The organism is Mesorhizobium sp. P2_C7 (assembly GCF_056404515.1).
Map to the genome: position 1 here is coordinate 14,212 of NZ_JBFUDW010000014.1, position 23,833 is coordinate 38,044.

At 62.6% G+C, this 23,833-nt stretch carries 21 protein-coding genes; 11 read left to right on the plus strand and 10 right to left on the minus strand.

What is annotated here, in order from left to right:
• The first annotated feature begins 104 nt into the window (after positions 1–104).
• From AC1D2G_RS25505 to apnL, 6 genes are all read left to right on the plus strand, one after another.
• Entirely contained in the window at positions 105–1,046 is a 942-nt protein-coding gene (locus AC1D2G_RS25505) for a D-ribose ABC transporter substrate-binding protein (RefSeq protein ID WP_095080533.1), read from the plus strand.
• Positions 1,047–1,135: 89 nt separating this feature from the next.
• Positions 1,136–1,777 (plus strand): DUF2291 family protein, encoded by a 642-nt coding sequence (locus AC1D2G_RS25510; RefSeq protein WP_477417445.1) that lies wholly within the window; start codon positions 1,136–1,138, stop codon positions 1,775–1,777.
• Positions 1,774–3,321: a sugar ABC transporter ATP-binding protein gene (locus AC1D2G_RS25515; protein WP_477417447.1), complete on the plus strand. Its 1,548-nt coding sequence runs from the start codon at positions 1,774–1,776 to the stop codon at positions 3,319–3,321. Before AC1D2G_RS25510 ends, AC1D2G_RS25515 begins: the two co-directional genes overlap by 4 nt.
• Positions 3,314–4,378, plus strand: a complete 1,065-nt coding sequence (locus AC1D2G_RS25520) for an ABC transporter permease (RefSeq protein ID WP_477417449.1) — start codon at positions 3,314–3,316, stop codon at positions 4,376–4,378. The genes AC1D2G_RS25515 and AC1D2G_RS25520 overlap by 8 nt, the downstream gene beginning before the upstream one ends.
• Before the next feature lie 2 nt (positions 4,379–4,380).
• Positions 4,381–5,415 carry a Gfo/Idh/MocA family protein gene (locus AC1D2G_RS25525; RefSeq protein ID WP_477417451.1) on the plus strand — a complete coding sequence of 345 codons (1,035 nt, stop codon included), beginning with the start codon at positions 4,381–4,383 and terminating at the stop codon, positions 5,413–5,415.
• Positions 5,412–7,253, plus strand: a complete 1,842-nt coding sequence (gene apnL, locus AC1D2G_RS25530) for a D-apionate lactonase (protein WP_477417453.1) — start codon at positions 5,412–5,414, stop codon at positions 7,251–7,253. Before AC1D2G_RS25525 ends, apnL begins: the two co-directional genes overlap by 4 nt.
• A 10-nt stretch (positions 7,254–7,263) precedes the next feature.
• On the opposite strand, the gene AC1D2G_RS25535 is transcribed toward apnL, so the two are convergent.
• Positions 7,264–7,977 carry a transcriptional regulator NanR gene (locus AC1D2G_RS25535; protein WP_477417454.1) on the minus strand — a complete coding sequence of 238 codons (714 nt, stop codon included), beginning with the start codon at positions 7,975–7,977 and terminating at the stop codon, positions 7,264–7,266.
• Between the two features lie 184 nt (positions 7,978–8,161).
• On the opposite strand from AC1D2G_RS25535, the gene oiaX reads away from it, so the two are divergent.
• A complete protein-coding gene (gene oiaX, locus AC1D2G_RS25540; RefSeq protein ID WP_477417456.1) occupies positions 8,162–9,412 on the plus strand; it encodes a 3-oxo-isoapionate-4-phosphate decarboxylase OiaX in 1,251 nt (416 codons plus the stop codon).
• Between the two features lie 4 nt (positions 9,413–9,416).
• A complete protein-coding gene (locus AC1D2G_RS25545; protein WP_477417660.1) occupies positions 9,417–10,751 on the plus strand; it encodes a four-carbon acid sugar kinase family protein in 1,335 nt (444 codons plus the stop codon).
• Positions 10,752–10,794: 43 nt separating this feature from the next.
• Here AC1D2G_RS25545 and AC1D2G_RS25550 read toward each other — a convergent pair whose 3' ends face one another.
• The 9 genes from AC1D2G_RS25550 to AC1D2G_RS25590 all read right to left on the minus strand — a co-directional run bounded on the left by AC1D2G_RS25550 (position 10,795) and on the right by AC1D2G_RS25590 (position 20,837).
• Positions 10,795–11,880: a tartrate dehydrogenase gene (locus AC1D2G_RS25550; RefSeq protein WP_477417458.1), complete on the minus strand. Its 1,086-nt coding sequence runs from the start codon at positions 11,878–11,880 to the stop codon at positions 10,795–10,797.
• Positions 11,867–12,958 carry an isocitrate/isopropylmalate dehydrogenase family protein gene (locus tag AC1D2G_RS25555; protein ID WP_477417460.1) on the minus strand — a complete coding sequence of 364 codons (1,092 nt, stop codon included), beginning with the start codon at positions 12,956–12,958 and terminating at the stop codon, positions 11,867–11,869. Before AC1D2G_RS25555 ends, AC1D2G_RS25550 begins: the two co-directional genes overlap by 14 nt.
• A gap of 49 nt (positions 12,959–13,007) precedes the next feature.
• The gene (locus AC1D2G_RS25560) at positions 13,008–14,417 is read right to left on the minus strand and encodes an MmgE/PrpD family protein (RefSeq protein WP_477225727.1); all 1,410 of its coding nucleotides are present in this window, start codon (positions 14,415–14,417) and stop codon (positions 13,008–13,010) included.
• A gap of 249 nt (positions 14,418–14,666) precedes the next feature.
• Positions 14,667–15,374, minus strand: a complete 708-nt coding sequence (locus tag AC1D2G_RS25565) for an FCD domain-containing protein (protein WP_477417462.1) — start codon at positions 15,372–15,374, stop codon at positions 14,667–14,669.
• A 203-nt stretch (positions 15,375–15,577) separates the two neighbouring features.
• Positions 15,578–17,308 carry an ABC transporter permease gene (locus tag AC1D2G_RS25570; protein WP_477417464.1) on the minus strand — a complete coding sequence of 577 codons (1,731 nt, stop codon included), beginning with the start codon at positions 17,306–17,308 and terminating at the stop codon, positions 15,578–15,580.
• 135 nt (positions 17,309–17,443) lie between these two features.
• Positions 17,444–18,490 (minus strand): ABC transporter substrate-binding protein, encoded by a 1,047-nt coding sequence (locus tag AC1D2G_RS25575; protein ID WP_095080506.1) that lies wholly within the window; start codon positions 18,488–18,490, stop codon positions 17,444–17,446.
• A gap of 11 nt (positions 18,491–18,501) precedes the next feature.
• Entirely contained in the window at positions 18,502–19,569 is a 1,068-nt protein-coding gene (locus AC1D2G_RS25580; protein WP_477417466.1) for an ABC transporter ATP-binding protein, read from the minus strand.
• 157 nt (positions 19,570–19,726) lie between these two features.
• Positions 19,727–20,266 carry a chromate transporter gene (locus AC1D2G_RS25585; protein ID WP_095080502.1) on the minus strand — a complete coding sequence of 180 codons (540 nt, stop codon included), beginning with the start codon at positions 20,264–20,266 and terminating at the stop codon, positions 19,727–19,729.
• Positions 20,253–20,837, minus strand: a complete 585-nt coding sequence (locus AC1D2G_RS25590; RefSeq protein WP_477288426.1) for a chromate transporter — start codon at positions 20,835–20,837, stop codon at positions 20,253–20,255. Before AC1D2G_RS25590 ends, AC1D2G_RS25585 begins: the two co-directional genes overlap by 14 nt.
• 106 nt (positions 20,838–20,943) lie before the next feature.
• On the opposite strand from AC1D2G_RS25590, the gene AC1D2G_RS25595 reads away from it, so the two are divergent.
• The 3 genes from AC1D2G_RS25595 to AC1D2G_RS25605 all read left to right on the plus strand — a co-directional run bounded on the left by AC1D2G_RS25595 (position 20,944) and on the right by AC1D2G_RS25605 (position 23,810).
• The gene (locus tag AC1D2G_RS25595) at positions 20,944–21,654 is read left to right on the plus strand and encodes an FCD domain-containing protein (protein ID WP_477225721.1); all 711 of its coding nucleotides are present in this window, start codon (positions 20,944–20,946) and stop codon (positions 21,652–21,654) included.
• Positions 21,651–22,400: an SDR family oxidoreductase gene (locus tag AC1D2G_RS25600; protein WP_095080497.1), complete on the plus strand. Its 750-nt coding sequence runs from the start codon at positions 21,651–21,653 to the stop codon at positions 22,398–22,400. Before AC1D2G_RS25595 ends, AC1D2G_RS25600 begins: the two co-directional genes overlap by 4 nt.
• Before the next feature lie 66 nt (positions 22,401–22,466).
• Complete coding sequence (locus AC1D2G_RS25605; RefSeq protein ID WP_477417468.1) at positions 22,467–23,810, plus strand: MmgE/PrpD family protein; 1,344 nt, start codon at positions 22,467–22,469, stop codon at positions 23,808–23,810.
• The last annotated feature ends 23 nt before the right edge of the window (positions 23,811–23,833 follow it).

Below are 23,833 nucleotides of genomic sequence, written 5' to 3' on the forward strand. Positions count from 1 at the left end.
CGGCCCGGGTGATGCCGGCAAACAAACGGTTTTTGAAACTGAGACGATCCGCGGTCTGAAATGCCGACAGCGGCCTGAATTGTTTTTTCAAACGGGAGGACTTCATGAAACTGACACGCAGAATGACACTGGCGGCTTTTGCCGGCATGCTGGCGCTTGGCACGGCCGCCCCCGCCTATGCGGCCGATCTCATTGCCATCATCACGCCCTCGCACGACAACCCGTTCTTCAAGGCGGAAGCTGTCGGCGCGGAGGCCAAGGCCAAGGAACTCGGCTATGAGGCGCTGGTGCTCGTCCATGATGACGACGCCAACAAGCAGTCCGAGCTGATCGACACGGCGATCGGCCGCGGTGCCAAGGCGATCATCCTCGACAATGCCGGTGCCGACGCCACCGTTGCCGCCGTGCAGAAGGCCAAGGACGCGGGCGTGCCTTCGTTCCTGATAGATCGCGAGATCAATGCCACCGGCGTTGCCGTCGCGCAGATCGTTTCCAACAATTACCAGGGCGCCCAGCTCGGCGCGCAGGAATTCGTCAAGCTGATGGGAGAGAAGGGCAATTTCGTCGAACTCGTCGGCAAGGAATCCGACACCAATGCCGGCATTCGCTCCAAGGGTTATCACGACGTCATCGACGACTATCCAGATCTGAAGATGGTTGCCCAGCAGTCGGCCAACTGGAGCCAGACCGAAGCCTACGCCAAGATGGAATCGATCCTGCAGGCCAATCCGGACATCAAGGGCGTCATCTCCGGCAACGACACGATGGCGATGGGCGCCTATGCCGCGCTGGTCGCGGCAAACCGCAAGGACGTCATTGTCGTCGGCTTCGACGGGTCGAACGACGTGCGCGATTCGATCACCGCGGGCGGCATCAAGGCGACAGTCCTGCAGCCGGCCTTTGCGCAGGCGCAGATGGCGGTCGAGCAGGCCAACGACTTCATCAAGAACAAGAAGTCGCCGGCCAAGGAAAAGCAGCTGATGGACTGCCTCCTGGTCAATGGCGACAACGCCCCCAAGCTGGAAACCTTCGCGCTGACCAACTGAGCCGGCGTGACATGAATAGCGAGGGGCGAATCTCGGTTCGTCCCTCGCCGCCATTTTCTGCGGATGCCGACCATCATGCCGAGGCCGCCATGCTGAACAAACCGACCTGGCCGATCCTTGCCGTGACACTCGGCATCAGCCTTGCCGCCTGCAAGATTCTGCCGACCCCCTCGGGTGATAGCGGCGGCGCTGCCGCCTTCAATCCCGACAAGATGGTCGAGGCGTTGTGGGCGGCGAAGGTGGTGCCCTATCTCAGGCAGAAAGCCGGACCGTTTCCCGAGGTTCATGCCCTGGCGAAAACCGATCCGGCGGCTGCCGGCGCCAAATACGGCAATCCGAACAAGCAGGCGAATTCGCCGTGGACCTTCGCGGTTCGTGTTGACGGCAAGATCGTTGCCGCAAACACGGGCTCGCGCGCGGCGACGATGGATATCGATGTCGACGGCGACGGCAAGGCGGATGCACGCGTGCAGATCGGACCAGCCATGCGCGGTACGGCGCTGCGCGACAGCCTCGACTTCGTCCAGTTCAACGACTTCACCAACCAGATCGACTTCGCCCAGTTCGGCAAGGCGTTCAACGCGTATGCCGACAAGACCGAGCTTTCGAAGCTGCCGCGTGAAGCGCTGGAAGGCCGCACCGCCAAGGTTCTCGGCGCCTATACGCTCGAAGGCAGCCAAGACCTGCCGCTGGTGACGCCGGCGGAGGCAGAAATCGGGCCGCGGCCATGAGCGATCACGATGTCATTCTGAAGCTGGAAGACGTCTCCAAGGTCTATTCCGGCACGGTTGCGGTCAAGCGCGCGAATTTCGAGGTGCGCAAAGGCGCGGTCAATGTGCTGGTCGGCGAAAACGGCGCAGGCAAATCGACGCTGATGAAGATCATCGCCGGTGTAGAACGACCTACTGCCGGTCGGATCCTCCTGGAAGGGGAAGAAGTTTCCTTCTCGTCGTCCGCCGACGCGGTGAACCGCGGCATCGGCATGGTGTTCCAGGAGTTGAACCTGTTCGGCAATTTGACCGTCGCCGAAAACATTTTCGCCACCCGCGAGATCACCAACCGGTTCCGCAAGATCGACCGCAAGCAACAGGAGCGCCGCGCCGCGCAATTTCTCGAACGCCTGCAGGCCGGGATCCGGCCCGACATGCTGGTCGAGGACCTGCGCATCGGCCAGCAGCAGCTGGTCGAGATCGCCAAGGCGGTTTCGCTCGATGCGCGCATCCTGATCATGGACGAACCGACTTCCGCACTGAGTTCCGCGGAAGTCGAGATCCTGTTCAAGGTGATTGCCGACCTCAAAGCGCGCGGTGTGGCCATCGTCTACATCTCGCACCGGCTCGAGGAGCTGATCCGCATCGGCGACTACATCACCGTGCTGCGCGACGGGCACATCACCGGCCAGGAGGAGATGAGAAACGTCGACACCCGGTGGATCGTACGGCAGATGATTGGGTCCGACGCCAAGGATTTCGCCAAGGCCGATGGCCATGTTCCAGGCGAAGAAATATTCCGCACCCATGACATCTGCCTGCCGCGTGCGACCGGCGGTCTTGCGGTCGACCACGTCTCGCTGTCGCTGCGCGCCGGCGAGATCCTCGGCATCTACGGCCTGATGGGCGCGGGACGCAGCGAGCTGTTCGACTGCATCATGGGCCGCCATGGCCAGGCCACAGGAACGATCTTCATTTCCGGCAAACAGGTCAAGGAGCGCGACACGACGCGGCGCATCCGGCGCGGGCTGGCGCTGATCCCCGAAGACCGCCAGCGCGAAGGGCTGGTGTCGATCCTCTCCGTTGCCAGCAATCTGACGCTGGCCAGCCTGTCGCGGTTTGTCCGCCTGTTTCATATCCGCGGCGGCCCCGAAAGGCAGGCGGTGGTGCAGATGGTGCGGGAACTGGCGATCAAGGTTGCCGATCCGGCACAGGAGGTCTCATCGCTGTCCGGCGGCAACCAGCAAAAGGTGGTGATCGGCAAGGCACTGCTCACCGGCCCGAAGGTGCTGCTGATGGACGAGCCCAGCCGCGGCATCGATGTCGGCGCCAAGGCCGACGTCTTCCGCACCATGCGCAAACTGTCACGCGACGGATTGGGCATCCTGTTCGCCACCTCGGACCTCGACGAGGTGATGGCGCTGTCCGACCGGATCGCGGTGATGAGCAATGGAAAACTGACCGGCATGTTCGATCGCGCCGAGGCGACGGAGGCCGCCCTTGTCGCCGCCTCGGCGCTTGGCCACGGCCCGGTCCCGCACACGGAGTACACCGCCCATGACTGACATCCCGGCCAAGGCGGCTATTCCCTCCGCATCGAGCGGCTCGCTGCTGCTGACGCTGATGAAGGCGAGGACCTTCATCGCGCTGATCGCCGTGCTGGTCTTCTTCTCGATCGCGGCACCGAATTTCCTGTCGACCGCCAACCTGATCCTGATGTCGAAGCACGTGGCGCTGAATGCGTTCCTGGCCATGGGCATGACCTTCGTGATCATCACCGGCGGCATCGACCTGTCGGTCGGCTCGATCGTCGGCCTGTGCGGCATGGTGGCCGGCTATCTCGTGCTCAACGGCATCGACCTGCAGATCGGCTACACCATCTATTTCAACGTCGTCGAGATCGCGCTGATCACGCTGGCGGTCGGCATCCTGATCGGCGCCGTCAACGGATTGCTGATCACCAGGCTGAACGTCGCGCCGTTCATCGCCACGCTCGGCGTGCTCTATGTCGCGCGCGGCCTGGCGCTGCTGTCGTCGGACGGCCGCACCTTCCCCAACCTTGTCGGCAAGCCGGAACTGGGCACCACCGGGTTCGGCTTCCTCGGCGCTGGCCGGCTGCTCGGCCTGCCGGTGGCGATCTGGATCCTGATCGTCGTTGCGCTGRCGGCCGCCTATCTGGCCAAATACACGCCGCTTGGCCGCCATATCTTCGCGGTTGGCGGCAACGAACGGGCGTCGCGAATTTCGGGCGTCCGTGTCAACACGGTGAAGATGTTCGTCTATATGTTCTCCGGTTTCTGCGCGGCAATCGTCGGCCTGATCATCTCGTCCGAGTTGATGGCCTCGCATCCGGCGACGGGCGAAAGTTTCGAGCTCAATGCCATCGCGGCGGCGGTGCTCGGCGGCACCTCGATGTCGGGCGGTCGCGGCACGATTGGCGGCACCATAGTCGGTGCCTTCGTCATCGGCATTCTTTCGGACGGGTTGGTGATGATGGGGGTGAGTTCTTTCTGGCAAATGGTGATCAAGGGCCTGGTCATCATCGTCGCCGTCGTCGTCGACCAGGCGCAGCGCCGGCTGCAGAGTCGCGTGACATTGATGCAGATGGCAAAGGCAGGCTGAGCATGGTGGAATTGCGCGGAGCGCTGATCGGCTGCGGTTTCTTCGCCGTCAATCAGATGCATGCCTGGCGCGACATCGCTGGCGCCACGATCGTCGCCATTTGCGACCGCGATCCCGACCGGCTGCGGATCGTCGGCGACCAGTTCGGCATTACCAGGCGCTACACCGACGCGATGGCCCTGTTTGATGGCGAGAACCTGGATTTCGTCGATATCGCCACCACGGCGCCCAGCCATCGTGCGCTGGTCGAGATGGCGGCGCAACACCGCGTGCCGACGATCTGTCAAAAACCGTTCGCGCCAACGCTTGCCGATGCCAAGGCGATGGTGAAGGCATGCACCGATGCCGGCCTGCCGCTGATGGTGCATGAGAATTTTCGCTGGCAGTCGCCAATCCAGGCGGTGCGCGCCGTACTCGACAGCAACGAGATCGGCACGCCGTTCTTCGGCCGCATCTCGTTCCGCTCCGCCTATGACGTGTTTTCCGGCCAGCCCTATCTGGCAACGGGAAAGCGCTTCATTATCGAGGATCTCGGCATCCACATCCTCGACATAGCCCGCTTCCTGCTGGGCGACGTCTCGACGATCACGACGCGAACGGCGCGCATCAACCCTGCTATCGCAGGCGAGGACGTGGCGACCATGCTGATGGACCATGCCAGTGGCGCAACCTCGGTGGTCGACTGCAGCTACGCCACGACGCTTGCCGTCGAACCGTTTCCCGAAACGCTGATCGAGATCGACGGAAGCGACGGCACGATCCGACTGGCGCAGGGATACCAGCTCACCGTCACCGGCAAAAGCGGCACGGCGGTCAGCGACGTCTCGCCGCCGCTGCTGCCCTGGGCATCGCGACCCTGGCACAACATCCAGGAAAGCGTCGTTGCCATCCAGCAGCACTGGGTCGACTGCCTGGCGAAGGGAACGGAGCCCGCCACCTCGGGCGCCGACAACCTCAAGACCTTCGCACTGGTCGAGGCCGCCTACGCCGGTGCTGCAAGCCGCGAGCCGGTGCAGCTCGACACTTTGCTCAGATGACCGCCGACACCTTTCACCTCTACGGCACGGATGCGACCGAGGTCGAGCCGGTCAGGCTGAGCGCCGGTGCGCTCAGCGCCGACTTCGTCAACGGCAATCTGCGCACCGTCCGCCATGGCGGTACCGAAGTGCTGCGGGCCATCGCCTACATCGTCAGGGATCGCGACTGGGGCACTTACGAGCCCGAACTGACCGACCTTGCCATTGACCAGGGCGATGACACTTTCTCGATCCGCTATTCGGCAAGCTGCACCGGGCCGGACGCAAGCCGGCTCGGCTTCCGCGCCACCATCAAGGGCTCCTCCGATGGCCAACTGGTCTTCGACGTGAGCGCCCTTCCCGAAAGCGATTTCGAAACCAATCGCTGCGGCTTCTGCGTCCTGCATCCGATCGCCGGCCTCGCCGGCAGCCCGGTGGCGGTCGAGCACACCGACGGCACCACGGTCGCGACCAAGCTTCCGCTGCTGATCGACCCGTGGCAGCCCTTCAGGGATTTGCGTGCGATCACGCATGAGGTGCGGCCAGGCGTCAGTGCCGAATGCCGGATGGAAGGCGACGTGTTCGAAATGGAGGACCAGCGCAACTGGTCGGATGCCTCTTACAAGACCTATGTGCGGCCGCTCGCTTTGCCGTGGCCCTATGTGCTGCCGGCCGGCCAGCCCCTGCGCCAGACAATCAGCCTGCTGATCACCGGTGAAGGCAAAGCACCGGCTGCCGCCGTGGCCAACGAACCGGTCCGCGTTAAGCTCGGCGAGGCCGGACCGAGGAAGCTGCCCGATGTCGGCATGGTCATCTATCCCGAGGATGTCGAGACGGCACCGGCGACCCTGTTGACGCTGTCGACACTCGGCCCGCAACAGCTGGTCCTCCACTACGATCCAACGCGCGGCCATGGGCTCGACGCCTTGCGATCCTTTGCCCGGCTCGCGGCAGCCTACCCGGCCCGGACGACGCTCGAATGCGTCGTTGCCGGCGTGGGCGATCTCGATGCTGAATTTTCAGCCGTCGCCAGCATGGTGCACCAGGCAGGGCTAGAACTTTCGGCCATCGCCGTCTCGCCTTCGGTCGACCGGCAGTCGACGCCGCCGGGGAGCGCATGGCCGGAGTGCCCGCCGCTGGAAACCGTCTATGCCGCCGCCCGCCGCGCCTTCCCCGACATCCGTCTCGGCGGCGGCATGTTCAGCTATTTCACCGAACTCAATCGCAAACGCGTGCCGGCCGACCTGCTCGACTTCGTCACTCATTGCACCTGCCCGCTCGTGCACGCGGCCGACGATCTCAGCGTCATGCAATCGCTGGAGGCGCTGCCCTTCATCACCCAATCGGTACAAGCGATCTTCGGAGAAACACCCTACCGGATCGGCCCGTCGACGATCGCCATGCGCCAGAACCCCTATGGTGGCGCGACCAAGGCCAATCCCGGGGGACAGCGCATTGCCATGGCCGACCGCGATCCGCGCCATGCCGGCCTGTTCGGTGCCGCATGGACGATCGGCTATGCGGCACGCGTCGCACCGGCGGGGCTTGAGATGCTGACGCTCTCCGGCTTGACAGGGCCGTTCGGCGTGCTGGCGGGACCGGGCGAGCCAGCCGCGGAAGGATCACCCCGGCCGATCTTCAGGGCTATCAAGGGGCTTTGCGAACTGGCCGGCCTCGCACATGTTGCGGCAACGACGAGCGATGAGACCAAGGTGCTGGCACTGGCCGGGCGCTCCGCTTCCGGTCAGACCATCGTGTGGCTGGCGAACCTGACAGCGGAGGACGTACCGGTCGACATTTCAGCGCTTGGCAGAGGCCACCTGGTCATGACGCCCTACGCGATCACCCGGTTCGGCTGACACTGCGGATTCACTTTTCGGCGTTCATCACATAGAGCGCACGCGAGCGCTCGAGGTGCTTGATCATCGCCTTCTCGGCGCCGTCGGCATCCTTCTTCTCGATGCGGCCGATGATCTCTTCATGCTCGGTCAGCGTGAACTTTTCCTTGCCGGTCCAGATCAGCATTTCGGTGTGATATTCCTTAAGCCAGCCCAGCATCGCCTCGCTGATGGCGACGTAGATCGGGTTGCCCGAAATCGCCGCGATCTGGGTATGAAACTTCATGTCGGCGGATATGAAGGCTTCGGAATCACCGCGAAAGCTGCGCTGCTCGGCGACGGTTGCGCGCAACCGCTGCACATCCTCGGCGGTGGCTTTTTCGGCTGCTTCCCTGACCATGCCTCGCTCGAAGAAGATGCGGGCGTTCTTGAGGTGCTCTAGCGTGTCTTTCGACGACGACAGGATGATCTTGGCTGCGCCGTCGACCTGCCTGATGATCGACTTGGCGGTAAGCTGCAGCACCTTGGCGCGCTCGCCATGCGAGATCGCCACCAGCCCCATATTGCTCAGCGCCTGCATCGCCTCGCGGATCGCCGGACGGCCGACCTCGAAGCGTTCCATCAGTTCGCGCTCCGAGGGCATGTCATCGCCCGGCATCAGTTCGCCGCTGGTGATCAGGCGCTTCAGCCGCAAGAAGACCTCGTCGGAAAGCTTGCGCCGGACAATCGGTTCGGAACGGTTCATCGTCACGAATCACTCCCTTGATCCGGCCTATCTAACACTGCCGCCACAATTCCCGGAAATTGCGGTCGGGTCGTCCCGACCAAACTTCCGCTCGGATATCTCTTGCAATACTTATGTACTCATTATACCAGATTTCGAGCATCGGTGAACCTTTTTCGAACGCCCGGGCTTGAGACGGCGGACCATGATCACCCTCACCTATCGCATCGAAACATCAGACAGCATCGAGGTGCTGGCGGCAAAGATCGCCAGCGACCAATCGACCGGCACCTTCGTTGCGCTGCCCGGCGAGACCGAGGAGTTGAAGGCCAGGGTGGCTGCGCGCGTCCTGGCGATCCGGCATCTGCCCGACGCCATGCAGCCCTCGATTCCGGAAGCCGGCGATGGACCGTTCAAGCGCGCCGATGTCGACATCGCATTTCCGCTCGACGCGATCGGCACCGACCTTGCGGCGCTGATGACCATCGCCATCGGCGGTACCTATTCGATCAAAGGGCTGTCCGGCATTCGCATCGTCGACATGAAGCTGCCTGAGCAATTCCGCGGCGCGCACCCGGGCCCGCAGTTTGGCGTCGCCGGCAGCCGCCGGTTGACTGGTGTCGAGGAGCGCCCGATCATCGGCACCATCGTCAAGCCGGCGCTGGGGCTGCGGCCGCACGAGACGGCGGCGATGGTGGGCGAGCTGATCGAAGCTGGCGTCGATTTCATCAAGGACGACGAGAAGCTGATGAGCCCGGCCTATTCGCCGCTGGCCGAGCGAGTGAAGGCGATCATGCCGCTGATCCTCGACCACGAGCAGAAGGCCGGCAAGAAGGTGATGTATGCCTTCGGCATTTCGCATGCCGATCCGGACGAGATGATGCGCAACCACGATCTGGTGGCCAGGGCCGGCGGCAATTGCGCGGTGGTCAACATCAATTCGATCGGCTTCGGCGGGATGGCGTTCCTGAGGAAACGCTCCAGCCTGGTGCTGCATGCCCACCGCAATGGCTGGGACATCCTCACCCGCCACCCCGGCCTCGGCATGGACTTCAAAGTCTGGCAGCAGTTCTGGCGGCTGCTCGGCGTCGACCAGTTCCAGATCAACGGCATCGCCTCGAAATACTGGGAGCCGGATGCATCCTTCGTCGAATCCTTCAAGGCGGTGACCACGCCGATCTTCTCGCCCGATGATTGCGCTCTGCCCGTGGCGGGCTCGGGCCAATGGGGTGGGCAGGCGCCGGAGACCTACCAGCGAACCGGCCGCACGGTCGATCTGCTCTATCTCTGCGGTGGCGGCATCGTCAGCCATCCGGACGGGCCGGGCGCCGGCGTCCGCGCAGTGCAGCAAGCCTGGCAAGCGGCGGTAGACGGCATTCCGCTGGCGGACTTCGCCCTGACCCATCCAGAACTGGCACGATCGATCGACAAATTCGGCGATGGCAGGGCGGCCTGACGCCATGCAGAACCTGCTGCTCAGCTACTATGGCGACGATCTCACCGGCTCGACCGACGTCATGGAAGCGCTCGAGCTCGGCGGCGTGCAGACGGTGCTGTTCATGCGCCAGCCCGACAAGGCCCAACTTTCGCGTTTCTCACATTGCCAGGCCATCGGATTGGCCGGCACCAGCCGCAGCGAGACGCCGCACTGGATGGACACGCATCTCAAGGACGCTTTCACCTGGCTGAAGACGCTGAACGCCGCGATCTGTCACTACAAGGTCTGCTCGACCTTCGATTCCAGCCCGACGACCGGCAGCATCGGCCGGGCGATCGAGATCGGCCGCTCGGTGTTCAGTCAGGACAGCGTGCCGCTGCTGGTCGGCGCGCCGCAGCTCAAGCGCTACACCGCCTTTGGACACCTGTTCGCCGCCTATCGAGACCAATATTTCCGCATCGACCGCCATCCGGTGATGAGCCGCCACCCGACGACGCCAATGGATGAATCCGACCTGCTGATCCACCTGTCGCGGCAGACCGGGCTTGCCTCGGGATTGCTTGACCTGGCAACCCTGCAATCTGCGTCACGGTCGCAGGCATTCGATCGCCTCGTGGCGAATGGCGCGGCCATCGTGCTTGTCGACGTCGATAGCCACGGGACCCAGGCACTGGCCGGCAAAGAGATCTGGCGCATCCGCAAGCCAGGTGGCTCCTTTGTCGTTGGCTCGTCCGGCATCGAGTACGCGTTGCTGGCCGAATGGGCTTCGAATGACATCGTCAGCACTGGACCAGGCTTCACGCCGCCGGGTGCTGCCGACCGGATCGCTGTCGTATCGGGCAGTTGCTCGCCGACCACCGAACGACAGATCCGGTATGCCCTGAGCGACGGTTTCGACGGCATCGAGGTCGATCCTGTCGAACTCGTTTCGGAGGCTTCCGAGCAGGTGATCGCGCGTGCGGCGGCAAGCGGCCGCGCCAGCTTGCAAGCCGGGCGCAGCGTCATCCTCTACACCGCGCTTGGCCCCGCCGCCGACAGGGGCGCCGAAATCGACCGGCAGGAAGGCGCCCGCCACAAGCTCGGCCGCGGTCTCGGCGAACTGCTTCGCGCGCTGACGATCGAACAGAAACTGCGGCGCGTGGTCATCGCCGGCGGCGATACCTCGAGCCATGCGCTCGGCCAGATGGGCATCGACGCGCTGACGGTGCGGATGCCGCTGCCTGCCTCGCCAGGGTCCCCGCTATGCCTCGCCCATTCGCGCATTGCGGCGATCGATGGACTGGAGGTTGCGCTGAAGGGCGGACAGGTCGGAACCGACGGCTATTTCAGCGCGATCCGCGACGGCCTCGGTGGTTGACAGAACAGTCCCCGCGCTAACAACACTTCTGTGCGGGTAAGCCTCAGGATCCTGGACTGTTCACGCCCGAAAGCGCGGCAATCACAGCGGCCGTTACTTCGGCGGTGTTGGCTGCGCCACCGAGATCCGGGCTAAGAAATTCTCCTCGACCGGTGACGGTTTCGATCGCAACCATGAGACGTCGCGATGCAGCCTGCTCACCCAGATGGTCCAGCATCAAGCTCGCCGTCCAGAACGATCCAAGCGGATTGGCGACGCCCTTGCCGGTAATGTCGAAGGCCGAACCATGGATGGGTTCGAACATCGACGGACGATTGCGCGACGGATCGATGTTCGATGTCGAGCCGATGCCGAGCGACCCGCCAAGTGCCGCAGCCAGGTCGGAAAGGATGTCCGCGTGGAGGTTGGTCGCCAGAACCGTGTCGATGCTGCCAGGCTTGTTGACCATGCGCTGGGTCATCGCGTCGACCAGCATCCAGTCGACAGTCAGACCAGGGTGGTCGCGCACCACTTCGCGCACGACTTCGTCCCAGAGCACCATGCCATGGCGCTGTGCATTCGATTTTGTCACCACGGTCAGCAGCTTGCGGGGGCGCGACATGGCAAGGTCACAGGCAAAGCGGGCGATCCGTTCAATGCCGGTGCGGGTGAAGACGGCGACATCCATGCCGACCTCGATCGGCAGGCCGCGATGGGCGCGACCGCCGACGCCGGCATATTCGCCCTCGCTGTTCTCGCGGACGATCACCCAGTCTATCTGCTTACCGAGCTCTGGCCGCAGCGGACCGGTCAGTCCGGGCAGCAGACGCGTCGGCCGCACATTGGCGTATTGGTCGAACCCCTGGCAGATGGCCAGACGCAGACCCCAGAGCGTGATGTCGTCGGGAAGGTTCGGATCACCGACCGAACCGAAATAGATGGCATCGAAGCCCTCAATCTGAGCCAGACCATCTTGCGGCATCATGCGACCGTTGCGGCGATAATAGTCCGAGCCCCAGTCAAAGCGCTTGAAATCGAAGGCAAGGCCTGGCTCGACGTCTGCCAGCGTTTCCAGCACCTTGACGCCGGCCTCAACCACCTCCGGGCCGATACCATCGCCGCCGATGACAGCGATCTTATGCGAGGACATTTTCAGATTCCTTCTCGATGGCAGCGACGATGGCGCTGGTCATTCCTTCGGTGTTGGTGGTTCCGCGTATGTCGCCCGTGCGCGTTTCGGGCCGCGAGAGCGCGGCAATGGTGGCTTGCGCCATGATGGACGCGGCGGCGAGCGCCTCGGCGATGCCGCGGTTGTGGCCGAGCCACTCCAGCAGCATGCGGGTGGATTCGACCATCGCATAGGGATTGACGATGCCCTTTCCGGCAATATCGGGAGCAGACCCGTGCGCCGCCTGCGCCATGGCTATGTTGCCTTCACCGATACACAGGCCTGGCGCCATGCCGAGGCCGCCGACGAGACCTGCTGCCTCGTCGCTCAGTATGTCGCCGAACATGTTGGTGGTGACGACGACATCGAATGTCTGGGGATCGCGAAGCAACCGCATGGCGAAGGTGTCGACGATCACCTCATCGACAGCGACGTCAGGGAACTGCTCTGCGGCCCGGTAGCACTCCTCCACGAACATGCCGCAGCCGAGCTTGAACACGGTGTCCTTGTGAACGATCGTCAGCTTCCTGCGCCGGGTTCTGGCAAGTTCGAGTGCGGCCTTGGCCACGCGATAGCTGCCGGCACGGGTGATGACGCGGACCGAAATGGTCGTATCGTGCGTTGGACGAAATTCTCCCGAACCGGCAACCACATTGCGATCCGGCTGGAAGCCCTCATTGTTTTCCCGAACGATGACGAGATCGACATCGTCGAACAGCGCGCCAAGTCCGGGAAACGAGCGCGTCGGACGGACGTTGGCGAAAAGGCCGAAGTGCTTGCGCAAGATGGGATGCGGGTTGATCGCGCCAATCACCTTTGGATAGGCGCGATGTCCGATCGGACCGAGTATGAAGCCATCGAGTGTCGAAAGCGTCTCGAGCGTGCCGTCGGGCATCGTCGAGCCGTGTGTGTCGAGTGCCGTGCGGCCAATCGGCATCGGTCGCCAGTCGATGTCGAGACCCGTTCGCGCCGCGGCGGCCCGGGCGATGCGCACGGCAGCGGGCACGATTTCGTGTCCGATATCATCGCCATTGAGGATGCCGATCGTGAGATGGGCCATCGAACCAACCTTTCTGAATGCCGGCTGCGGCGCAGCGCCACGAAGACCGTCAGCCGGCCTTGGCGACCAGGGCCATCAAGCGTTCGAGCGAGGGCTGTTCTTCGAGGTCACGCACCAGCGCGACGACCTCGTCGGCTGCCGAACGGGCAAGGCGGGCATGAGCCGCGTTGTCCCGGAACTTGTCGGCGACCTCTTCATAACTCATCGGATTGGCGGGGCTGCCTTTGCCGAAATCGGCTTCGCCATGGATGACGCGGCCATCATTGAGCGTGACGTCGATGATCGTCGTCATCTTGTGATAGCCTGCCTTCTCGGCCTTTTCGTCGATGACGAAATCCACCTTGTCGATCATGGCCTTGACGTCGTCGCGTTGGGTTGCTGCATCCGTAAACTCGCCAAGCCCGGCCTTGCCGTCGAGCAGCAGGATGGCCATGCAGAATTCCATGGAGAACTTGGCCTGCAACTCATCATGCGGATGGTGATGGATCAGGGCGTTCGGCATGTTGGAATTGGTGCCGATGCGAACGTGCTTCACATCCCCGGCCTTGATGTCATTCTCACGGATGAGGCGCGCCATCTCAGTCATGCCGGGATGGGTCAACGACCCCGAGGGATGCGGCTTGATCGAGATGCCTGGGTTGGCGAACGTCCAGGGAGCGCCGAGGCGTCCGCGAATTGCGTTCTCATCGTAACCGCCGCCGGCTGCCTGGAAGAACCCGCGCGGGGCCTCCAGTATCTTGTCGGTGGCAGTCCATCCATGGGCGGCGAACTGTGCGGCGGCGACACCGCTTTCCGATGCGCGCCCGGCATGGAACGGCTTGGTCATCGTGCCGAAATTCTCACGCAAACCAGCCGACTGGCTGCCTGCGATCGAAAGCGCCCGCGCCGTGGTTTTCGCGTCGAAACGCAAAAGCCACGCCGCAGCCGCGGCCGCGGCAAACGTTCCGCAGGTGGCCGTCGCGTGAAATCCCGTCTGATAGTGGCGTGGCGCGATGGCCTCGGCGATCTTGCACTCGACCTCGACGCCGAGATGATACGCCAGCATGACCTGCTTGCCCGAGGCGCCCACCTGTTCGCCAATGGCCAGGGCCGCGGGCAATGCCGGCGCCGTGGGATGGGTCAGCAAGCCGTAGACGCGATCCGTGGCGACGGCCAGCTGGGTGTCGTCATAATCATCGGCATGGATGCCGACACCATTCGCGAATGCCGCAAAGCGCGGTGCAACCTTGCGGCCCGCTCCGATTACGGTCGCGGCGCCCGGCATCAGTCCAAGCTCATCGAGATGGCGGCGGACGAGGTCGCCGCTTTGCGCGACCGAGCCTGAAAGAGCCAGCCCAATGCCGTCCAGTATCGACTTCTTGCCAAGGGCCACGACGTCGTCCGGCAGATCTTCCGGAGTGGCCGACGCGACGAATTCCGCCACATAATTTGTGAGACCTGCAGGTGCGGTGTCGTGCATTGATAGTCCTCTCCATCGAAATTGTAGCGGCCCAACCAGGCATCGAGTTCAAGCTCGACTCCATGTCATGGCCGCCTGATGCAGAAGATTAGGAAGGCAGTTTTGGTAAACTGTCAACAATTTTTTGTTGACAGAGCACGCAAGTTTTCAGTTCGTCGACGGTCGCTACCGTCGGCACGCAAATGCTGTCGCGGTATCTGTCCTCGACCTCGACTACAGGTATGGGGTGGAGAGTCGCCCCTGCGGGGGTCAGTCGGAGCCGTGGCGCAAAGCGACGCTGGCCCTGCGCGTTCGCGAGGTGCCATTGACGATATGCGCCCGCCCGGCCGTGAAAGCCTGTTGCGGATCGCGGGCGGCAACAGCCTCAACTATTGCCCGATGCTCGCGGTTGGATATGTCGAGCACGTCGCCACTCGCCAGGGCTCGATACCGCTGGATATGAAGCTCGCGAGCGAGGCCGAGATAGATCTGGGCCAGGCGTGCGTTGCCACACATCCTGGCCAGTTCGGAATGGAATTCGAGATTGACCGGGTAGTACTGGCTCACCTCACCGGTCTTGGCCAGCGCGTCCATGCGGTCGACGAGCGCGCGCAGCCTGGCGACCTCGGGGTCGGTGATCCTCTCGGCAACGCTCATGGTCATGCAGGCGAAGATGTAGGCACGGGCCTCCGAGACATCACGGGCTTCGTCTTCGCTGAGTTCACGCACGAAAAACCCGCGATTGGGAATCACCTGGATCAGCCCAAGAGCGGCCAGCGCGCTGCACGCTTCGCGGATCGGTCCCCGGCTGACCTTGAGTTGCTGGGCCAGGGCGTTTTCGTTGATCCTCTCGTTGGGTGTGAATTCCCCCTCGACAATCATTCGCTCTATTTCGTGCTGCACGACATTGGCAAGCGAGCGCGTGCGCAAAAAGTCGATCGGCGAAAATCCCTGCATGTTCTCGGTTTCGTTAGCCATGGGCCTGAATTCCATTCAATGCGCCACGGAAGATACCGCCTGCCGGCCCCGATGGCCGCCAACGCGTTGCCTGCGCATCATCCATGGTTTGGTCTCCCTCATCGAATTGATGCCGACGCGTCCGATCGAACCCATGACTGAGACGATACTTCCTCTTGTCAAGCGAAACGCCGATAATTGCTGTGGAACCAGGCTGTATCCTATCAACTGCCACTCCTCGGAGCCGCGCCGCCGAGAACCGGAACCTTGTTGGCTATGAAGACGACCGTGAACGAAACCACCAGCAGCAGAATACCAAGCACCGAAATCGCGCCGTAGTCGCCGCTTTCGTTGAGGTCGTAGATGATGACCGAGACCAGTTTGGTCTGTGCCGTCGTCAGCAGGACCGTCGCCGACAATTCCCGGATGGTGCCGATGAAGACGAAACACCAGGCCGCGATCAGGCTGGTGCGCAACAATGGCGCGGTGATCTGCCAAAGGGTCTTCAGCCGGGTGGCGCCGAGAATCCGGCTGGCTTCCTCCAGTTCCGGATGCACGCCATGGAAGGCCGATGACAGTTGCTGGTAACCAGCCGGAAGCTCAATCGTCAGGAATGCAATCAGCAGGATCCACAGCGTGCCGTAGAGGCCGAAAGTCGGATTGGCGTAGGCCAGGAAAAGACCAACGCCCAGCACAATGCCCGGAATCGCAATCGGCGCGGTCGCCAGCATTTCGAGCAGCGAGGCGCCCGGCACCGCGCGGCGCGCAACCAGATAGGACACGACAAGGGCTATGCCCGTCGCGATCGTTGCCGTAGCCAGACCGAGGATCAGGGTGTTCCAGATGGCGAGCCGCGTGCTGGAGAATTCGAACAGCACGAAATTGAAGTTATGGAGCGTCAAGGAACTCCAGCTGAGCGGTTCGGAAATGTTGTGGGTCAGCGCCACCTTGAGCAAGGCCAGGTAGGGGAACAGGATCGTCACGCACAGGATGAAAAGGACGTATGCGCCCGCCAGCCATTTCCAGTTGCCCAGCTTTACACGCCGGGGGGTGCCGCTCTTGCCGCCGAGCACGGTATAGCCACGGCGCCCAAGCAGCCATCTCTGCCCCCACAGCAAGAGCATTGTGACCACAAGCAAAGGCACCGCGCTTGCTGCCGCGAGATCAAGCCGTGGAGGAAACTGGAAGAAGCTCCAGATCTTTGTGGTGAGAACGTGGAACCCGGCAGGCAGCGCCAGGATCGCCGGCGAACCGAACATGGTGAAGGCCTGGACGATGGCGACCAGAGACCCGGCGAGCATCGCCGGCAGCACCATCGGCAGGGTCACCCGCCGCAATGTGGTGCCTGGTTTGCCGCCGAGGATCGCTGACGCTTCCTCGAGATCGGATGGCACCTTGTCGAAGGCGTTGGCAACGAGCGTGAAGACGAAGGGGAACGAGTAGCAGGTGACCGCGAACACCAGTCCGGTGAAGGTGTAGATGTTGAACAACGCCTGTGATTGATCGAGGCCAAATGCCCAGCGGTAGATGTTGTTGAGGATGCCGCTGTTGGGCGCGGCCAGCATCGCCCAGGCAATGGCACCCAGGAATGGCGGTGTCACGAAGGATGCAGTCACTAGGCTGCGGACCAGGCGCTGCCCCGGCATGTCGGTGCGCGCGACGAGCCAGGCGAGTGGTGTGGCCACCAGGCAAGAGAACACGCCGACGCAACCAGCCATGCCCAGCGATATGAGGAAGGCCCGGCGAATTGTGGCATCGGTAAAGAGACGGGCCAGGTTCGCCAGGGTCGGTGAACCGGCCTTGTTGGTGAGGGCGTAGTATCCCAGCCAGAACAAAGGCAGCAGGACCAGCACACACAGAACCACTGCGAGCAGCAAGAAGAGCGGCGTCGACAAATCGAACCTGCCGAGGTGTCGCCTGTTGGCGGTATCGGGGGACAATGCAGCGATGGTCACCTGGTCACCTCTGAGTTTTGATCCGACGTCGGCGAGTCAACCGCCGATCTGCCCAGGGATGTGGCGATGTCGCCGGTGACGACATCGCAAGATCCTCATTCTGGCACCGATCAATGGTCGGTGCCGAGCCTTTGCTTACGTGCCGAAATACTCTTCGTACTTCTGCTTGATCTCTTCGACGGCATCCCGAACGTTCGACGGATCGGAGTCGAGAAGCTTGATCTGGGAGAGCGGCGTGCGGTTGGATTTCTCCTTCACGTCCGGGCGAACCGAGCGCAAACCGCCGAAATCGTCGTTCAACTGCTGCGCTTCCTGCGAAAACATGAAGGAATAGAACAGCTTGGCTGCGTTCGGATGGGGAGCATAAGCCAGGATCGCGGCGTTGCCGTAAGCGATCGAGGTTCCCTCCGCCGGATAGACCGCCTTGATCGGCACGCCTTTGTCCTGGAGGATGAAGACGTTGTATTCGTTGCCGTCCGCCTGGATCGGGCGTTCGCCCTGGGCGAGAACCTTCGGTGGCTCCGTCGAGGACTGAACCTGCATCACACCCTGCTTGCCCAATTTCTCGAAATAGTCCCATCCGAGAAGCTGGCTGAGTGCGTAGGTGGCGGTCATCACGTTGCCGCTGTAGCCGGGGTGCGACTTGACCAGCTTGCCTTTGTATTTGGGATCGAGCAGGTCAGTCCAGGTCTTCGGCGCGTCTCCTTCCTTGACCAGATCGGTCCTGTAGGCAATCACCGTCAGCGTGGCGCGGAAAGCCGCATAGAAGCCATCTGGATCACGATCCTTTTCCGGCCACATCTTGGCGACATCCTCCGGAACGGCCGGCGTCAGCCAGTTCTGCTCCTTGAACGTCAGGAAATGCGATGCGTCGGAGGTTTCGATGATGTCGGCGTTGTGGATGCCGCTCGAATATTCCTGACCTATGCGCTGAAAGACGCGCTCCGAACCGGCCCTTTCCACCTGGACCTTGATGCCTGGATAGTGCGCCTCGAATGCGGCGCCCAGTTTCTCGGCGACCTGGACATCGGTGGAGGTGTAGTAGACCACCGACGCTTCCTTGGTTGCCGCGGCAACCAGGTCGTCCGTAACTTTGTAGGGTTCGGGCGGACCGGCCCAGGCCAATTGACCCCATGCCAAGGCTGCTAAAAACGCGCCTGCTGCGACTTTCTTATTGGACATTCTCTCTCTCCCTAGTGTGCGAGCGCCCGGCAACGATCAGGTGGGCAATGAAGCCAAATTTGCTGGTTTTCCGGGACCGCGACATCGACAGGCGCGATCGCCCGCACGGTTTCGCCACCTGATAGATTGACAAGATAATCGCGATGCGACCCGAGATAGACTTGGCGCACGACCTTTCCGGTGGCCCAGTTGCTCGGATCGCCCTTCGGTTTCTCGTTGGTGAGATGCAGATCGTGATGCCGCACGGATACGGCGGTCTGGCCGTTGGCGGCATAGTCGCCGCTGCCACAGCGCAGCAGTAGACCGTTGCCGCATTCGACGGTGTCCGTTCCGACCCGCTTGCCCTTGAAGATGTTGGTGCCGCCGATGAACTGTGCAACGAACTCCGAACGCGGCCGCTCGTAAATGTCTTCGGGCGAGCCGGCCTGCTCGACATTGCCCTGGTTCATCACCACGATGACATCGGCAGCGGTCATGGCCTCCGTCTGATCGTGCGTGACATAGACGGTCGTGTAGCGGAACTCGTCGTGGAGGCGGCGGATCTCAAACCGCATCTCCTCGCGAAGATTGGCATCGAGATTGGAAAGCGGCTCGTCGAGCAGCAGCGTCTCCGGCTCGATGACAAGGGCCCTCGCCAGGGAAACACGCTGCTGCTGACCGCCCGACAACTCGCCCGGATAGCGCTCGGCCAGACTTTCGAGCTTGGTCGCCTGGAGGATGCGGCCTGTCTTTGCCTGAATATCGGCCTTGCCCATGCGACGAAGCCGCAAGCCGTAGGCGATGTTCTCGAACACCGTCATATGCGGCCAGAGCGCATAACTCTGGAAGATCATCGACATGTTGCGCGCTTCCGGCGGCTCGCTGGCGTGGGGCGACGACACAACACGGCCGCCGACGCGGATCTGACCGTCCGACGGTTGAACGAAGCCGGCAACCAGGCGCAGGGTCGTGGTCTTGCCGCAGCCCGAAGGTCCGAGCAGGCACACCAGTTTTCCCTTCTCGATAGCGAGATCGACCGCGTTGACCACCGTCAGCTTGCCGTAGCGCTTGGTCAGCTTATCGAGTTCCACAAAGGCCATCGGTCCTCCCGAAACATTTCCTCACAAACGCGATGCGCTTGTGCCTCCCACTAAAGGTCGGTCTAATTTTGTCAATTGTCAACAATTAACTGACGACTATCTGCACGAATTGCAAAGCGCTGCCATCTGCGTTGTATCGAAATGGCTTTGCGGCGCGCTATCCGGCGGCCCACAACAGCCCGCAAAAGACCAACGATCCTGCGGCCATCAGCGTCAGTGGACCCAAACGAATTGTTCGCGCGGCAACGGCGACCACGATTGCCACGCACCAGGCAATCCATCCCCCTTTCGCGTTGCTCAAGAGAGTGAACACGCTTGACAGCACCAGCCCGGCGGCGAGCGGGGCCAGGCCATAAATCAAAGCCCCTTGCCATGCCGCATTGGGGCGGCTGTGCCAGAAATGCGCGATCACGATCACCAGCAGCGACGACGGCGCAAAAATCGCAATCGTCGCAACGATCGCGCCCGCCCATCCGGCAAGATGCCAACCCATCAGCGTGACGATCAGGGTTCCCGGTCCGGGCGCAACGCGGGAGATGGCAAACATGTCGAGGAAGGTCTTGTTGGTCAACCAATGCTGGTTGTCGACAACGCTGTGCTGCAGTTCGCCCAGAATGGAGGCTCCCCCGCCGATGGCCATCAAGGACAGAGGCGCGAACACCAGAAACAGGCTGACAAGCAGATTATCGTCTTTCATGGCGGCTTCTTGCAAAGCCGACGCCGATGCCGATGGGTGCAAGCACCGCCACAACGACGAGAGCCGAGAAATGAAAGACCGTCGCGCCGATCAGCGTGCACGTGAAGAGGGCAATTGAAACCGCGTCGACACAGGCATAGCGCATGGCAAGGTAGCCGACTGACAGTGACAAGCCGGCTGCCGCAACCGCCAGGCCCACGAGCATAGCGCCGATCGCGGGATCGGCGCTCAGCCTCAGCACGATATTTCCTATCAGAACTATTGCGACCGCGGGAGGCAACACCACCGCCGCCAGCGCCACCACGGCGCCGACGACACCGCGACATTGAAACCCGAGCCAGAGCGCCAGGTTTGCAACATTGACACCAGGAAGGGACTGGCTGAGCGCCAGCCCTGAAAGAAACTGTTTGTCGCTGAACCAGCGCCGATTCACCACGAATTCCGTGTGCATCATGCCGTTCACACCACCACCAATGCTGGTAATGCCGAGCTTGGTGAACGCCAGGAAGAGCTCAAGGAGGCTTGGTGGGGGCGACGTGTCAGGCGCCAGCGGGACATCCATTTGATCCATGAAACCTCCGATTTTTCCTGCTTTCAAACAAGGGATGTGCCCGATCGCTGCGTCGGCTACACTGTATTCTGTTGACAGTTTGCAGTAAATAGTCGATCACTACCCTATGAGGGCCGAGCTTGAATTTCTCCAGAACCACTCCCTGACGAGCGTCCTTCGACGTGAGTTGGAGACCCTCATCCTGTCGGGAGAATTTGCCCCTGGTGAGCGATTGAACGAGAATTCGCTGGCAATCCGCTTCTCGGTGAGCCGCGGCCCGATCCGCGAAGTCTGCCGCGCGCTCGCCGAAAAAGGCTTGCTCGAACTCGTGCCCAATCGAGGCGTGTTCATGCGCCGGATTGGCGAGGAACAGGCCGCCGAACTCTACGACGTGCGAGCAGGCCTGTTTGCATCGGCGGCGCGGTTGCTGGCGACCAAGGTGACGCCGGAGCAGATTTCGGAACTCCAGAGTTTACTTGATCGCATGGAAGAAGCGGTTCTCGCGAATTCGCTCGACAACTACTATCCGCTCAATCTGGAATTCCACGATTCCATCCTGCGCTTTGCCGGGAACAGCCGGCTGCACAAGGCCTATTCCGAGCTCGTCAAGGAACTGCACCTGTTTCGGGAGCGTGCGCTGCTGCAAGGCGGCGGCCTGACCGTATCCAATATCGAGCATCGCCGCATCGTGGCAGCGTTGGGAGCGGGCGACGCCACGGCAGCCATGGATGCAGCGTTTGCGCATGTGCTGAGCGGCAAGAGCCGCATGACCCTGCCGGCGGCAGCCGACACGGAGCATTCGACCGGCGGTGCCGCCAAAACCACGGACATCGCATGAACGGCGCGCGGGAACTTGAGGGGCGCGTCGCCATCGTGACCGGTGCAGGACGCAACATCGGGCGCGTGATGGCGCTGGAACTGGCTCGAGCCGGGGCCGCGGTGGTCGTGAACGCACGCACATCTCGTGCCGAAGCCGAAGCTGTCGTCAACGAGATCACCGCCGCCGGCGGCAGGGCTACGGCCGTCCTGGCCGACGTCGTCGATCCGAATGCCGTCGACGAGCTGGTCGGCGCGGCTGTCCGGCAGTTCGGCGGCATAGACATTCTCGTCAACAGCGCCGCCGTGCGACGCGAAACCGCGTTCGGGGATCTGAGTTTCACCGAATGGCGCGAAGTGCTTTCGATCATCCTCGATGGTGCATTCCTCACCGCCCATGCAGCGCTCCCGCATCTCAAGAAATCGGGACAGGCAGCGGTGATCAACATCGGCGGTCTGTCGGCTCATACCGGCGCCAGCGGTCGCGCCCATGTCATCGCGGCCAAGGCGGGCCTGGCCGGATTCACCCGGGCGCTCGCCCATGACCTTGCCGGTGAAGGCATCACGGTCAATTGCGTTTCACCCGGCATGATCGACACTCAACGTGCCGGCGGAGAACCCTCTCATCATGCCGGGAAACTGCCGCCTGTCGGGCGGCGTGGAACACCCGAGGAAGTTGCACTGCTCGTGCGCTATCTCTGCGGACCGGCGGCTCGCTACATCACCGGCCAGACCGTCCACGTCAATGGCGGTGCCTTCATGGCGTGATGCACGCCAATCAGCAAGCACGCCGATGCACCGGGCGGGTGCCCGACGGCGATCCAGGGAGATCAAATGATGGACGTTACAGCCATTCTGGCGCGCTATGTCGTGTCGGCATCCGCGGACAGCGTCCCGGCAAACGTCCGGCGCGAAGCGGTGCGCTCCTTCCTCAACTGGACCGGCTGCGCGGTGGGCGGCTCGCAACATCCGAGCGTCGACATTGCCTTGTCGGCGGTGTCACCGTTTGCCGGCAAGGATCAGGCTGCGATCCTCGGCCGCAGCGAACGGCTGGACGCCCTGAACGCCGCGCTCATCAACGGCATCGCCAGCCATGTCTTCGATTTCGACGACACACATCTGAGGACCATAATCCATCCGGCCGGACCGGTCGCCTCCGCGATCCTCAGCCTGGCTCAGATGCAGACGGTGAGCGGGCGTGATCTCCTGCACGCCTTCATCCTCGGCGTCGAGGTCGAATGCCGCATCGGCAACGCCGTCTATCCCGCGCACTACGACATCGGCTGGCACATCACCGGAACCGCCGGCGTTTTCGGCGCCGCCGCCGCGGCAGGCCGCCTGCTCGGTCTCAACGAACAGCAGATGATCTGGGCGCTCGGCATCGCCGGCACACAGTCTTCGGGTTTTCGTGAGATGTTCGGAACCATGTGCAAAAGCTTCCATCCCGGCCGCGCCGCGCAAAATGGACTGCTCTCCGCCGTGCTGGCGCAACGCGACTTCACCTCGTCAAACCGCGTGCTCGAGGCACCGCGCGGTTTTGCCCATGTCATGTCCACCGAGCGGAATTTCGATGAGATCACCAAAGGCCTGGGCGAGAGTTTCGAGATCGCTCTCAACACCTACAAGCCGTTCGCTTGCGGCATCGTCATCCACCCGATCATCGACGGCTGTGTGCAATTGCGCAATGAATTCGGCCTGAAGGCCGATGAGATCGAAAGCATTGCGCTGGAAGTCGACCCGTTGGTGTTGGAATTGACCGGCAAGAAGACCCCGCAGGTTGGCCTCGAAGGCAAATTCAGTGTCTACCATTCGGCGGCGGTCGCCATCATCGAAGGCCGCGCCGGCGAGGCAGAATACAGCGATGCAAACGTGCGCGATAAGCAGGTCATTGCGCTGCGCGATCGCGTCAGCGCGGTGGCGTCGCAAAGCGTCGCTGAAGACGAATGTCACGTCACGATCAAGCTCAGGGATGGTCGCGTGCTCAAGAGGCATGTCGAGCATGCGATCGGCAGCCTGGCGCGGCCGATGACCGACGACGACCTCAACGCAAAGTTCGGCGGACTGGCCGAACCGGTTCTGGGTGCGAAGGCAACGGCGCGTCTGCGCGGCCTGTGCTGGGATATCGAGAGCCTCGAAGACACCGCTGCGATCGCCCAGGCCGCAACCCCGCCTACCTAACAGGTGGGTTTCGCCGACGTCGG